This window comes from Flavobacterium sp. 120 (assembly GCF_003633605.1).
Taxonomy (GTDB): Bacteria; Bacteroidota; Bacteroidia; order Flavobacteriales; family Flavobacteriaceae; genus Flavobacterium; species Flavobacterium algoritolerans.
Window position 1 is genome coordinate 2,890,588 of record NZ_RBKZ01000001.1, and the last position, 14,705, is coordinate 2,905,292.

Consider the following 14,705-nt stretch of genomic DNA (forward strand, 5'->3'; position numbering starts at 1 on the left):
GTTTATTTTTTTTCAGGCATCAACATTCCAATTACTTTATCTTTTGTAAGATATTTTTTTGCAATATCTTGAATATCCTTAGCCGTTACTGCGTTTACAGTTTCTTCAAATTTCAAGACTTCTTCAGCGCTACTTCCATTGGTGTATGATCTAGTGAAATTAGACAACCAATATCTGTTTTCTTTACTATCTTTTCTGAAATCAGCTAATTCACCTTCTTTAAATTTAGCCACATCTTTTTCATCTGGTCCTTTATCGATAATATTTTGAAGTTCTTTTAAAGCAGAAGCTGTCAATTTTTCAGCATTATCTGGTCCACATGGGAAACCAATTGTAAAACTGTACGATCCATTTGGAACTTTATTCATGCTTCCTCTTGCAGAAACACCATAAACACCACTTTCATTTTCACGCAATTGCTCGATTAGTTTTATAGTTAAAACTTCTCCTAATGCTTGCATACTCATCGCATCTTTTGCAGAATATTTTGCATCTCCATAATACATGATCGTTACGTTACTTTTAGGATCTGTTCCTTTATTAACGACTTTTTTCAAATCTCCTTTTAGCATTCTATAGCCTAAATCTACGGCTTTCTCTTTTTTATCAGTCGCAGGTAAAGACGCTAAATATTTAACAGAATACGCTTCCATAGTTTTATCATCAATGTTTCCAACGAAATAAAACTCAAAATCAGCAGCATTGGCAAAACGCTCTTTGTATTTTTTGTACGCTAATGCATAATCTGTTTCTCCCCAAGTTTTTTCAGAAGGAATCAATCCATTAAATCTAGGATTCTCTTTATTCAAATACGTATAAAACTCTTGTTGAAAATAAAAACTAGGTTGTGAAGCCATATTGTTAAAGAAAGCCGATTGCTTTTGTTTGTAGCCTTCAAAAGCGGTCACATCCATATTTAAATCTGTGAAATAAGCATGCGTCATTTGGAACAAATATTCTAAATCCTTCGGAGTAGAATTCCCTCTTAAACCTTCAGTACTTCCACCTATATATGGATTTACTCTTGCTATTTTACCCGTCATGAATTTATTGATATCATTCAATTTCAATCCTGAGAATCCGGCTTCCGCCAAGGCTCCGTTAGCAAATTGAACTTTTTTCATATCCTCATTAGAGTATAAATTAGTTCCTCCAAGACTCACTGCCTCAAAAAGAACCTCATCATTTTTGAAATCTGTATTCTTATACGTTACTTTCACACCATTGGACAATACTAATGTTTTTGTTCCAATTTTAGCATTGCTTTCACGACTAACAATTGTACCTGGTTTAACTTCGTTTCTTATCAAACTTGTCGCAACGGCAGCATCTTCATAAGGCTTAATATCATCAGTGTTAATTTTCAAAGCATCAAGAACTTGTTGTTCTGTAACTTTTTTCAAACCTTCTTTTTCAGGGCCAGTAAGAATAATGACACGGTTGTCTTCTTTTACGTAATCTTTAATCAAACTATTTACATCCTTTAAATCAATCAAAGGCATCAATTGTTTCATGGTTTGATACGTCCATTCAATTCCGGGAACTGGTTCTTTTTCTAAGAAATTAGCTTGGTATTCTCCAACAAAATTAACTGAGTTGGTTTTATCTCTGTCGTTGTATGCTTTTTCAATAGAAGCAAGAAATTCTAATTTTGAACGATCTAATTCACCTTGTGTAAATCCAAATTTCTTAGCTCTTTCATTTTCAGTTATCAATACTTTCAAAGCACTTAATTGCTTATCTTCTTGAGACATAGCCACAGACTGATATGCTTTTTTATTTCTGGCAAAAGTTCCGCCATAATACGAATATCCATAAGTAAATGGAGGTGTAGCTGAATTTGTAAGTTCATCCAATCGCGTATTTAAAAGCGTAGAGAACAATCCTTCAACAATGTAATTTTTGAAATCTCCAATATTCACGATTGGCTTTGGAGCTCCATAATCTTTGTAAATCAATTGTACTTGAGCACTTGAAGCTTCTTTATCACTTTCAACAGCTACAAAAGTTTCCTTGTGATTAGGAACATCATAAAATTTTCTAGGTTTTTCTTTGGCTGGATTTTTATAACTTGAAAAATGAGAAATGATTTTCTTCTCCATTTCAGCAACATCAATATCACCAACAACAATTACGCTCATCAAATTAGGACGATACCAATCTTTGTAGAAATTAATTAGCGATTGGTGTTTAAATTTCTCTAAAATTTCTTTTTGACCAATTGGCAAACGCTCCGCATAGTGTGACTCATGCATCATTTTTGAAATGTAGCGGCCCAACATTCTTTTTTGAGCACCTAAACCCAATCTGTACTCTTCTAAAACTACGCCTCTTTCTTTATCGATTTCTTCTGGTGTCAAAACGGTATTAAAAGCCCAATCTTCAATAATTTGAAATCCTTTTTCTAATTTTTCAGGACTGTCAGATGGAATTGGCAAAAAATAAACCGTTTCATCAAAACTGGTATACGCATTTAAGTGTTGCCCAAACTTTACACCAATACTTTGCAAATAATCAACTAATTGATTTTTAGGAAAGCGCTTGGTTCCATTAAAACACATGTGCTCCATAAAGTGAGCCAATCCTTGTTGGTCATTCTCCTCAAGGATAGAACCAGCATTCACCACCAGCCTAAGATCTACTTTTTTTTCTGGTTTGGCATTTTTCTTGATGTAATAGGTTAAGCCATTTTCAAGCTTACCTGTTTTTACGCTAGGATCAAAAGGAATTGCTTTTGAGTAATCCATTTGCTGTGCAAAAACAGCTAAAGGAAACAGCATGATCCCGAATACTAAATTGTTGATTTTTTTCATAAGGTTAGATATATTTGAAGTAAAAATAATAAGATAACTCCTAACTTTTAAAAATATTGTATTTTAATTAACAGAAATTACATACAAAAATATTTACTCTTTGAATTACATTATTGGATAAAAACGGGGAGTATTCCTTATATTTACAAAATCTTTAAGCGCTGCAAAATGATAAAATCTTTTTTTAAAATAGTCTTCTTTTTTCTTTTTGTATTCACAGCTAATTCTTCCTCTGCACAAGCAGAAAAAGAAGTAGCCGCGCCTTACAATATCAAAACGATTTCTTTTTTACAGAGTGATCGAAATGTGATTCCAATTTTTAAATTAGGAGAAGGATTTCAATTGCAGTTTGATGACCTTTTTGGCAATGAAGCCAATTATTACTACGAAATAATCCATTGCGATTACAACTGGGTTCCTTCTGGAATTCCAAAAAACGAATATTTACAAGGTTTTGACAACCAAAGAATTCAGGATTATACTAATTCCTTCAATACATTACAAATCTATTCGCACTACAAATTATCAATTCCCAATCAGTTTACACAGCAGTTGCGAATCAGCGGAAATTATATCATTAAAGTTTTAGACGAAAATAAAGAAGTGGTATTTTCCAGAAAATTCATTTTATGTGAAGATCTTGTTACGGTTCCAATGCAGGTGAAGCGAGCACGAACAGTAAGTAATATAGAACTGAAACACAATTTAGAATTCTCTATAAAATCAAGCCTAATTACATTTCAAAATCCAATGAAGAACGTTAAAGTAGTCTTACTTCAAAACGGACAATTTAACACTGCCATAAAAAATGTGGTCCCACAATATACCATTGGAAATGACTTGATTTACAAATATGACCCTGAAACACAATTTTGGGCAGGAAATGAATTTCTATTTTTTGAAAACAAAGACATACGATCCGCAAGTAACAACATCGCTCGTATAGATTCTAATACGGCAATTTATGGCTCTTATTTATACACCAATGGCGCACGAACAAATTTCCCTTATTCATTTACCCAAGATGTTAATGGTGATTTTGTTGTCAATAACATCAATGCCACTAATCCCGAAATCGAAGCGGATTATGTATGGGTTTATTTCAGTCTTTCTGCCCCTACTTTTAGATTGAAAAAGAATATTTATGTTGGTGGAATGTTCAATAATTATAATCTGTCCCCAGAATACAAAATGGAGTATAACTCCCAAAAGGCCATTTATGAAAAAGCAATTTTAGTTAAACAGGGATTTACAAACTATCAATATATTGTAGCTGATGACAAAGGAGTTATTGACTATGAAAATGCAATTGACGGGAATTTTTATCAAACGGAAAATGATTACACCGTACTCGTTTATTACAGAGAAAACACAGATCGATACGATAGAGTTGTTGGGAAAGGAATAGCAAATTCCTTAAATATTACCAACTAAAAAAACTTTTCGAAAATTTAGCAAAACGAGTTCAATTTTTTGTAAATTTGTCAATAATAAACACATATTCATCCATTTAATCATGGTTTCTCAAATAACAAGAGGTATAAAAATTTCAGTTTTGACTAGTTTTGAAGGAACCTACTTCAAAAACTACAAGATTCACTTTGCCTTTAGTTATGTAATCACAATTGAAAATCACAGTAAAGATTCTGTTCAGCTGATTTCTCGCCATTGGGAAATCTTTGATTCTCTAAATGCAATAGAAATAGTTGATGGAGAAGGCGTAATTGGAAAAAAACCAGTTTTAAAACCTGGTGAATTTCATACCTACAGTTCTGGCTGTTTACTTTCTTCGCCTTATGGCGCCATGAAAGGATATTTCAACATGATTAACTTCACCTCTACAAAAAATTTCAAAGTTATCGTACCTACTTTTAGGTTATGTGCGCCTTTTGCTTTGAATTAAATTACAACTCTTTTATTAGAATTTTAACTTCCAATCAGATTCTCTGATTGATGAATTATTGTTACCTTTACAGCTCAATTTTTGATTATAATTAAAATCTATTTAATATGCCAAAAGGAATTTACAACGTCCCAAAAGCGTTTAACGAAACCGTTAAGTCCTACGCTCCAGGAAGTCCGGAAAGAGAAGAAGTTCTAGCCACTTTCAATAAAATGTATAATGAAACAGTTGATGTTCCTTTATATATTGGAGGAGAAGAAATCCGTACAGGAAAAACTCAATCAATAAATCCTCCTTTCGACCACAAACACACTGTAGGACAGTATCACGAAGCTGATAAAGAACATATAGAAAAAGCCATTTCAACAGCTCTGGAAGCTAAAAAGAAATGGGCTAATTTAGCTTGGGAACACAGAGCATCCATCTTTTTAAAAGCTGCCGAATTGCTTGCTGGACCATACCGTGCCAAAATAAATGCAGCAACTATGATTGCTCAGGCAAAAACAGTACACCAAGCTGAAATTGATGCAGCCTGTGAATTTATAGACTTTTTGCGTTTCAATGTGCAATTTATGTCTCAAATTTATGCTGAACAGCCCGCTTCATCAGAAGGTGTTTGGAACAGATTAGAACACAGACCTCTTGAAGGATTTATATATGCAATCACTCCGTTTAACTTTACAGCAATTGCCGGTAATTTACCTGCAGCTCCAGCATTAATGGGGAATGTTGTAGTTTGGAAACCAAGTGCTACACAAATTTATTCTGCAAATGTAATTGTAGAGGTATTCAAACTAGCAGGATTACCAGACGGTGTAATCAATGTAGTTTATGGAGACTCTGCCATGATTTCTGAAACTTTATTAGGAAGTCGTGATTTCGCAGGAATCCACTTTACAGGTTCAACTCGTGTTTTCAATGACATTTGGGGAAAAATTGGACAAAACATCAGCAACTACAAAACATACCCAAGAATCGTAGGAGAAACTGGAGGTAAAGATTTTGTTGTGGCGCATTCATCCGCTATTCCGGCTCAAGTTGCTACGGCACTTTCCAGAGGAGCTTTCGAATACCAAGGTCAAAAATGTTCCGCTGCTTCAAGAGCGTATGTACCAAAATCTATATGGCCAGAAGTAAAAAAATTATTAGTTGCTGATTTAGCTTCTATGAAAATGGGATCGCCAGGAGATACCAATAATTTCGTTTCATCTGTGATTTCAGAAGGTTCATTTGACAAATTAGCCGGTTTTATTGACCAAGCTAAAAAAGATGCTGATGCTGAAATTATTGCAGGAGGAAATTACGACAAGTCTGTTGGTTATTTTATAGAGCCTACCGTTATCGTAACTACAGATCCAAAATACAGTACAATGGAAACCGAATTATTCGGACCAGTATTGACAATTTACGTTTACGAAGATGCTAAATGGGAAGAAACTCTTGTATTAGTAGATTCGACTTCTGAGTATGCATTGACAGGAGCTGTCTTGAGCCAAGACCGTTATGCCATTGAATATGCGATGAAAGTTTTAGAAAATGCCGCTGGTAATTTCTACATCAACGACAAACCTACAGGTGCTGTTGTAGGACAACAACCATTTGGTGGAGCTAGAGGTTCAGGAACTAATGACAAAGCAGGTTCAGTATTGAATTTATTGCGTTGGGTTTCTCCAAGAACCATCAAAGAAACATTTGTTACTCCAGAGAATTACAGATACCCGTTTTTAGGATAATAAATTAGTCGTAAAGTTCGAAATTCGAAAGTCTTAAAGAACATACAAATAGTAAAAAAGCCGAATCTAAAATTTAGATTCGGCTTTTTTTATCTTTTTTCTAGTCAATTCTATCTTTCGATCTTATGACTACGATTGAAACTTTAACGGCAAATGCACTACTTTTTTGGTTTCAAAGAATTCATCTTCAAAGAAATCAGCAAGATTATATTCAGTGGCTTTTGGAAAATCCTTTAATTCTTCGGTTAAATCACCCCCTTTTAGATACAGAATTCCGTTTTTCAATTCGTGTTTGTTGTTCTTTTTGATTTTGGTTTTCACCCAAGAAACAAAATCCGGCATATTTGTTACGGCACGACTCACGATAAAGTCGAAATCTCCCTTTACATTTTCGGCACGCATTTGTTCGGCTTTTACATTTTTCAACCCCAATCCTTCGGCAACAGCCTGAACCACTTTTATTTTCTTAGCAATAACATCAATTAAATAAAAACGCGTTTCCGGAAAAAGAATCGCCAATGGAATTCCAGGAAATCCTCCGCCAGTTCCAACATCAAGAACATACGTTCCTGGTTCGAATTTTATGATTTTGGCTATTCCTAAAGAATGTAAAACATGTTTGGTGTACAAAGCATCAATATCTTTTCTCGAAATAACATTGATTTTTTCATTCCAATCATGGTATAAAAAATCCAGTTTTTCGAACTGTTCTTTCTGAATATCAGTTAAATTAGGAAAATACTTAAGAATCTCGTCCATCTATTAATTTTTTAACAAAAGTAATACTTTAGAGTTAAAATATTTATCTCAATTTTGTATATCCAAAAATTTATAATAATTACCTTTGAACTTTATTAAAAATATATGAATAATAATGCTCCAACATTTGCTAAGCAAGATAGCCTAAAATTTTTTAGAACACTTAACTCACGGGTTAACAATTACTTCAAAGAAAACAACATCCAAAAGACCGGCAATTGGAAACTATATTTGAAAACTATAATTCTGTTTTCAGTTTTTCTTGCGCCTTATTTTTTAATTCTGACACTTGGTATGCCATTTTGGGCACATCTTCTGTTGACAATAGTTATGGGAATTGGAATGGCTGGAGTAGGAATGAATGTGATGCACGATGGAAATCATGGTTCTTATTCCAATAAAACTTGGGTCAACAAATTCATGGGTGGAACTATTTATGTTTTGGCAGGAAATGTATACAACTGGCAAGTGCAACATAATGTTTTACACCACACCTACACAAACATTCCGGGTCACGATGAGGATTTAGATGCCGGACGTGTTATCCGTTTTACTAAAGAAGCAAAATGGTATAATTTCCACCGTTTTCAGCAATATTATTCTGTATTCTTATACGGATTACTAACTTTCAACTGGGCTATCACAACTGATTTCAAACAGATGAGAAGCTACTTGAAAAGAAAATTATCGTACGGAGAAGCGAAAAGCCCAAAAATACTTTGGACGACTTTAATTATCACCAAAGTAATTTATGTTTCTATCTGGATCGTATTACCAATCGTTATTGGAATCACTTGGTGGAAAGTATTAATTGGTTTCTTCGTGATGCATTACACTGCTGGTTTAATTCTAAGTGTTGTGTTCCAATTGGCACACGTTGTTGAAGAAACGACTAATCCATCTCCAAATGAATTAGGTGAAATGGATAACACTTGGGCAATACACCAATTGTTTACCACAACTAATTTTGCTCCAAAAAACAAAATCGTTAACTGGTACACAGGCGGATTGAATCACCAAATTGAGCACCATATTTTTCCAAATATCAGTCACATCCATTATGGTAAAATTGCTAAAATTGTAAAAGAAACTGCACAGGAATGCAACTTGCCATATTATGAATACAAAACAATGCGAAGCGCTGTTATTGCACATTTTAAGCATTTGAAAGATTTGGGACAAAACCCTGCTCTTACTGTGTAATCATAAAAAACACAACGTGTAAAGATGCTGCAGTGCATCTCTACCAACAGAATGAATTTAATAAAAACTAACTACAACCTATTAAAAAATGAATCCATTATCAGATAGAATAAACAATTTATCTACGTCTCAAACATTAGCAATGGCAGCTTTGGCCAGAGAATTAAAATCACAAGGAAAAGACATCATCAGTTTAAGCTTAGGCGAACCTGATTTCAATACGCCAGACTTCATCAAAGAAGCGGCTAAAAAAGCAATTGACGAAAATTACAGCACTTATTCTCCAGTAGAAGGATATTTAGAATTAAAAGAAGCCATCTGTAGAAAATTCAAAAGAGATAATGATTTAGAGTACAAACCGTCTCAAATTGTAGTTTCAACAGGAGCAAAACAATCGTTATACAACATTGCACAAGTAATGCTAAATGATGGTGACGAAGTGATTTTACCGGCACCTTACTGGGTGTCTTATTTCGAAATCGTAAAATTATCAGGTGGAGTTCCTGTAGAAGTTCCAACTTCTGTAGATACTGATTTCAAAATCACACCTGAACAATTAGAAGCAGCGATTACACCAAAAACAAAAATGATGTGGTTCAGTTCTCCTTGTAATCCAAGTGGATCTGTGTACAGCAGAGAAGAATTAACGGCATTAGCAAAAGTATTGGAGAAATATCCAAACGTATATGTTGTTGCTGATGAAATCTATGAGCACATCAATTTCTCAGGAACTTTTTGCAGCATCGCTTCCATCCCGGGAATGTTAGAAAGAACAATTACCGTAAATGGAGTTGCCAAAGCTTTCGCCATGACAGGATGGAGAATTGGATATATTGGCGCACCAGAATTCATTGCAAAAGCATGTACAAAAATTCAAGGACAAGTAACAAGTGGTGCTAACAGTATTGCACAACGTGCTACAATTACTGCTGTTGATGCAGACCCAAGTGTTTTAAAACACATGGTTGACGCTTTCCATAGCCGTAGAGATTTAGTCGTTGGATTATTAAAAGACATTCCTGGAATCAAAATCAACGTTCCAGAAGGTGCTTTTTATGTATTCCCAGACGTGTCTTCTTTCTTCGGAAAAACATTAAAAGGAACTTTTATCAAAGATGCCAATGATTTCTCCATGTACCTTTTGGGCGAAGCAAATGTAGCAACCGTAACTGGTGACGCATTTGGAAACCCGGATTGTATTCGTTTCTCTTACGCGACAAGCGAAGAATTATTGAAAGAAGCATTACGCAGAATCAAAGAAGCGGTAGCGCTTTAGTCATAAAGTCAAAAGTTGGAAAGTCAAAAATCCAACTTACAATATACTAACAAAGCCTCAAGATTTTCTTGGGGTTTTGTTGTTTTTGAGCGTGACCACAAGGGTCGGGCTTTACGCTGCAATCTTTTTATTTCTCCGTTATCACTTCAAAAATAAAAAGGATTTTCACTTTAATCCCTCACGCAAAAAAACACTATTTTTGTTTCCGTTTTAAATTGCATTCCTAACCTTACGCAACTTTAAACTTCAAACATTAAACTTTTTTTCATGAAAATACTATTGCTAGGCTCAGGCGAATTAGGAAAAGAATTTACAATCTCTGCACAACGCATCGGGCAAATCGTAATTGCGGTTGACAGTTACGAAAATGCGCCCGCCATGCAAGTTGCCCATGATTTTGAAGTTATCAATATGCTGGATGGTGACGCTTTAGATAGAATCGTTGCCAAACACAAACCTGATTTTATTGTTCCGGAAATTGAAGCCATCAGAACCGAGCGCTTTTATGATTACGAAAAACAAGGAATTACCGTAGTTCCCTCTGCGAAAGCGGCAAACTTCACGATGAACCGAAAAGCAATTCGGGATTTGGCTGCCAAAGAATTAGGTTTAAAAACTGCCAATTATCGCTACGCCACAACTGCCGAGGAATTACAAAAAGGTGTTGAGGCAGTTGGAATGCCTTGTGTCGTAAAACCATTAATGTCATCGTCCGGAAAAGGACAATCTACCATAAAAACTGAAGCTGATATTGAAAAAGCATGGAATTATGCTGTAGAAGGTTCCCGTGGCGATGTGGTAGAAGTTATTGTAGAAGCATTTGTCAAGTTCAATTCGGAGATTACTTTATTAACGGTTGTCCAAAATAATAATCCGACACTTTTTTGCGCGCCAATTGGCCATAGACAAGAACGTGGCGATTATCAGGAAAGCTGGCAACCCGCCAGAATATCCGATAAGGATTTATACGAAGCACAAGATATGGCCGAAAAAGTAACTGAAGCTTTGGGTGGCGCAGGACTTTTTGGAGTAGAATTTTTCTTGGCTGATGACGGCGTTTATTTCTCGGAATTATCACCTCGTCCGCATGATACTGGAATGGTAACATTAGCTGGAACACAAAACTTCAATGAATTCGAATTGCATTTAAGAGCCATTTTGAGTTTGCCCATTTTCGAAATTACATTAGAAAAAGTGGGAGCAAGTGCTGTAATTTTAGCTTCAGAAAACTCAACAAACCCGACTTATTCCGGCATCGAAAACATTGCTTCCTTACCTAAAACTGATTTCAGAATCTTTGGCAAACCAACTTCAAGACCGTATAGAAGAATGGGGGTAGCTTTAATCAATGACAGTTTAGAAACTCCAATTGAAGAAGTGGTAGAAAAAGCTAAAAAAGCAGCTAGTTTAGTTACCGTAAATTAGTAATTTACTATCTATAGTATTGTCAAGTCGAGCGCAGTCGAGACTAACCGTTGAGTCTCGACTGCGCTCGACTTGACAAACGTCTTTAGGAAACGACATTGATTCCCCATTACTTTTTAAAAATGCGAAAGTTCGTCGGAGTCATTCGGGTATGTTTTTTAAATAATCGTGTAAAATAAGAATAATCATCGAAGCCTAATTCCGTTGCAATTTCATTAACGGTAAACTTTTTATCCATTAGCATGCGTTTCGCTTCGAGTATGATTCTATCTGTAATTACTTCGGTTGTGGTTTTTTGCAACATTTCATTGCAAATCCTGTTCAAATGTTTTAAAGTAATAGCAAGTTGCGAGGCATAGAAAGAAGGTGCTTTTTCTTTTTTAAAATTATGTTCTAAAACCAATTCAAATGTTTTGATTTTCACATTATACGAATGGGCTTCGTGGAGATGTGTTTCACTATATTTTCTGGCAATTTCAATGTGAATGATGTCTAACAGATTCATGATTTTACCCTGTTTCAACAGCTGATTTGCCTGAGTTTCTAAAATTAAACTCTCAAAATAAGGGAGAATAGCTTTCGATTCGGCTGTATCAAAAACCATTTCAGGCTTATTATCCACCGAAGAATAAAAAGGATAATCGCCAATGGTTTTTTGTCCAAAATAAAGATTATACATTTCCTGCGAATAGAAAATTACAAAACCTTCCACATCATCGGATAAATTCCAATGGTGCATTTGTCCGGGTTGCAAGAAAAACATACTTCCCGGCTGAATCGTAAATACATCAAAATCGATTTCATGCGTTCCGGAACCTTTAGTAAAAAAAACCAGAACATACGAATTATGGCGGTGTGGTTCCTCAACAAAACTATGGTCGATTAAGTGATTTTTAAAAGTATTAATATACAAATCACTATTCACTGAATTACAGTTAAACCGCTGGATATTATAAATCGGATATTTTTTCATCTCGCTCTAAATGTCTTTATTGTGCTATAATAAGCGAATATAGAAAACATCCATGACATGAATAAGAAATACCTTTGATAAAAATAATAACGATGTCAAATTCTATTGTACACATCCTGAATAATGATTGCCCACACTGTCTTAAAGGCAAAGTTTTCAATGAAAAGAATATTTTCTTAAACATTGGATTTCCTAAAATGAACCAGTATTGCTCGAATTGCCAGTTTAAATTCGAAAAAGAACCCGGCTATTTCTTTGGCGCTATGTATGTCAATTATGGCTTAACTGTAGCGCAAGGTATAGCGACATATGCTGTAGCCCAATTCTTCTTTATCGAAAATTTTGATTTGAGAATCATTCCAATTATTGCTGTTGTCATTATTGCAATGTCTTCGTTTAACATTCGTTTTTCCAGATTATTGTGGATTTATATGTTTAAAAATTATTCGATATAAAAAAACGAGTATCTTAGCTGAAGTAAAAAATTTAATCATTTATGAAAAAGTTACTATACTTAGCTATTTTGTTCTCGGCAACACTTGCCAGCGCTCAGGATAAGAAAGAAGAACCAAAAAAACCTCAAATTGTAGAAGCTTCGTGCGGACAATGCCAATTTGGAATGGAAGGACACGGTTGCGAATTAGCCGTTCGCATTGACGGAAAATCCTATTTTGTTGACGGAAGTTCTATCGACTCTCATGGTGATGCGCATGCCAGCGATGGTTTTTGTTCTGCCATTAGAAAAGCGGAAGTGGTTGGTAAAGTGGTTGACAATAAATTCAAAGTCACCTCATTCAAATTACTGCCAAAAAAATAAAAAAAGGGCCTAAAGAAATTTCTTTAGTCCCTTTTTAATTATTTCGTTTTCATGCTCATTTTCAGATTGATATTCTCAAAACTCGAAACATCAATTACCTCTTCTAAGTCTACATCAAAAGAAATTTTTATACTGTCACCCACCATTGTTACGGGCAATTGATTGGATATTTGTGAAGAACCCACAAAAATATTAGGATAATCTTTCACCTTAAAATAATAAAAACTATTCCCGTTTTTAACATCATTCTGGATTCGGGTTACCACTGATTTCAGCGATTTTTTATTGGAAACACTGTTCGGATTTATTTTATTATCAGCCATATTATAGACATTTTTAAACGAAGTCAACGTTTCTCGCATCGTATTGCCTACGCCCACAATCGTATAATCTGAGATGGCAACCATCGCAAACATTTTGACCAATCCACCGTCATCTTTAAGTGTCATTACATAGGTGGGAATGTTATTGATATTATACGGAATAGGCAACGAAGCCTTATAGCCTTTTTCCTGAACCTTCCCTTGTGCGGAGCTTTGAGCAGCAAATTCTGTCGCGCCTCCTTGCTTATAAAAAGTAGTTTCTTTGGTTCTGGTATCCACCAATACAAAACCTACTGCTGATTCTTCTTTCCCTACAGAAGTCAATCCCGTATACCAATAGGATTTATTGTCTTTTCCGTACACCAATGTCAATCCTTCCGTGATTTGAAGTTTATCCGCATTAGAAAAATTCCAATACCCGTGAACATATTCTCCCCAATCGTTCAATTGATCTTCTATGAAATCCAAAGGCTGAATTCGGTCTACCCATTTTGGTGTTTCAGCAATTGAATATTCATTTATAGCTCCAGATTGCGCATCAACCACAATAACACCAGTCGCTTCTTTTCCTGAGAAACCAATTTTTTTCACATATTTAGTGACAATCCAAAATGGATTTCCAGCATCATCAATTTCAAAACTAAAATCAGCCAGACCAACCGTAGCGTTTCCATTAAAATAAACATGTCTGTGAATATCACTTTGAAAATAAGCCCCTTGCTGGTACTTAATCTTAATGGCTTTCCCTCCTACACTCTGAACTAATTTCACATCGCGTTCATTGGTTGCAGAAACCATAACATATCCCGCAGTTCCTTCTTGGTTATTGAACCATTTTAAAAAACCAGAATGCAATAATGGAGCAACCCAATACAAGTTGTCATTTACTTTTTGGATACAAAAATCCCCTAATTCTACCTGACTTCCCAAAGCTGGTTGTGAACCTAATATTTTTTCACCCAAAAGATGCGCTAACTCCTCATCGACCACACGGATTTTATCAATAGAAATTGGAGCAATATGATTGGTTATTTTTTGACCGTTTTTAACCTCACCTATTAATTTTTGGTACGAATCGCTCCTGAACATTTTTAAGCTTGTTACAAAAGGAAGCGCGATACAATACACTAAAAGTATTCCTACCAGAATATACAAAACCTTGCTCGGTCTGGAAACAATCTTCACTTGCTTTGTTTGCTGTGAAACAGTAAGTCCCAAAGAAAATAAAATCCCAAGAATAACTAATAACAACAAAACAATAGCAAAACCCGTAAATCCATAATTAATTACTGGCAGGTTGATATAAAAAAGGAAAAATCCAAAAAGGAGTAAGAAAACAATGGAGAATATTTTTTTCATAAAGCTGTTTATTTTTATACTTAATTAGTAACCAAGAAACAAAAAATGTTACAAAACAAAACCCTAATAAATTAATAATGAAGCCTAAAAACAATTCTACGATTTGGATATAAAAACACAA

Annotated in this window: 12 protein-coding genes; 8 read left to right on the forward strand and 4 right to left on the reverse strand. The window is 34.8% G+C overall.

Annotated elements, in window-relative coordinates:
* Positions 1 to 2: 2 nt before the first annotated feature.
* Positions 3 to 2,813: a pitrilysin family protein gene (locus C8C87_RS12355; RefSeq protein ID WP_121342802.1), complete on the reverse strand. Its 2,811-nt coding sequence runs from the start codon at positions 2,811 to 2,813 to the stop codon at positions 3 to 5.
* Positions 2,814 to 2,981: 168 nt separating this feature from the next.
* On the opposite strand from C8C87_RS12355, the gene C8C87_RS12360 reads away from it, so the two are divergent.
* The 3 genes from C8C87_RS12360 (at position 2,982) to pruA (ending at position 6,449) form a co-directional block, all read left to right on the forward strand.
* Complete coding sequence (locus tag C8C87_RS12360; protein WP_121342803.1) at positions 2,982 to 4,247, forward strand: DUF5103 domain-containing protein; 1,266 nt, start codon at positions 2,982 to 2,984, stop codon at positions 4,245 to 4,247.
* A gap of 82 nt (positions 4,248 to 4,329) precedes the next feature.
* Positions 4,330 to 4,716 (forward strand): Co2+/Mg2+ efflux protein ApaG, encoded by a 387-nt coding sequence (apaG, locus tag C8C87_RS12365; RefSeq protein WP_099714405.1) that lies wholly within the window; start codon positions 4,330 to 4,332, stop codon positions 4,714 to 4,716.
* Positions 4,717 to 4,823: 107 nt separating this feature from the next.
* The gene (gene pruA, locus C8C87_RS12370) at positions 4,824 to 6,449 is read left to right on the forward strand and encodes an L-glutamate gamma-semialdehyde dehydrogenase (protein WP_121342804.1); all 1,626 of its coding nucleotides are present in this window, start codon (positions 4,824 to 4,826) and stop codon (positions 6,447 to 6,449) included.
* Positions 6,450 to 6,578: 129 nt separating this feature from the next.
* Here the strand turns inward: pruA and rsmG are convergent, their stop codons facing one another.
* On the reverse strand, positions 6,579 to 7,208 hold the full coding sequence (gene rsmG, locus C8C87_RS12375) for a 16S rRNA (guanine(527)-N(7))-methyltransferase RsmG (RefSeq protein WP_121342805.1): 630 nt from the start codon (positions 7,206 to 7,208) through the stop codon (positions 6,579 to 6,581).
* A gap of 105 nt (positions 7,209 to 7,313) precedes the next feature.
* On the opposite strand from rsmG, the gene C8C87_RS12380 reads away from it, so the two are divergent.
* From C8C87_RS12380 to purT, 3 genes are all read left to right on the forward strand, one after another.
* Complete coding sequence (locus C8C87_RS12380; RefSeq protein WP_099714402.1) at positions 7,314 to 8,411, forward strand: acyl-CoA desaturase; 1,098 nt, start codon at positions 7,314 to 7,316, stop codon at positions 8,409 to 8,411.
* An 88-nt stretch (positions 8,412 to 8,499) separates the two neighbouring features.
* The gene (locus C8C87_RS12385) at positions 8,500 to 9,687 is read left to right on the forward strand and encodes a pyridoxal phosphate-dependent aminotransferase (RefSeq protein WP_121342806.1); all 1,188 of its coding nucleotides are present in this window, start codon (positions 8,500 to 8,502) and stop codon (positions 9,685 to 9,687) included.
* Between the two features lie 267 nt (positions 9,688 to 9,954).
* Positions 9,955 to 11,112 carry a formate-dependent phosphoribosylglycinamide formyltransferase gene (purT, locus tag C8C87_RS12390; protein ID WP_121342807.1) on the forward strand — a complete coding sequence of 386 codons (1,158 nt, stop codon included), beginning with the start codon at positions 9,955 to 9,957 and terminating at the stop codon, positions 11,110 to 11,112.
* A gap of 109 nt (positions 11,113 to 11,221) precedes the next feature.
* On the opposite strand, the gene C8C87_RS12395 is transcribed toward purT, so the two are convergent.
* Positions 11,222 to 12,085, reverse strand: a complete 864-nt coding sequence (locus C8C87_RS12395; RefSeq protein ID WP_121342808.1) for a helix-turn-helix transcriptional regulator — start codon at positions 12,083 to 12,085, stop codon at positions 11,222 to 11,224.
* Positions 12,086 to 12,177: 92 nt separating this feature from the next.
* Between C8C87_RS12395 and C8C87_RS12400 the strand changes: the two genes are divergently transcribed.
* Together C8C87_RS12400 and C8C87_RS12405 are read left to right on the forward strand one after the other, a co-directional pair.
* Positions 12,178 to 12,540, forward strand: coding sequence for a DUF983 domain-containing protein (locus C8C87_RS12400; protein ID WP_121342809.1), 363 nt, complete (start codon positions 12,178 to 12,180; stop codon positions 12,538 to 12,540).
* A gap of 41 nt (positions 12,541 to 12,581) precedes the next feature.
* The gene (locus tag C8C87_RS12405; RefSeq protein WP_099714397.1) at positions 12,582 to 12,902 is read left to right on the forward strand and encodes a DUF6370 family protein; all 321 of its coding nucleotides are present in this window, start codon (positions 12,582 to 12,584) and stop codon (positions 12,900 to 12,902) included.
* Positions 12,903 to 12,940: 38 nt separating this feature from the next.
* Here the strand turns inward: C8C87_RS12405 and C8C87_RS12410 are convergent, their stop codons facing one another.
* Positions 12,941 to 14,584 carry a hypothetical protein gene (locus C8C87_RS12410; RefSeq protein ID WP_121342810.1) on the reverse strand — a complete coding sequence of 548 codons (1,644 nt, stop codon included), beginning with the start codon at positions 14,582 to 14,584 and terminating at the stop codon, positions 12,941 to 12,943.
* Positions 14,585 to 14,705: the final 121 nt, after the last annotated feature.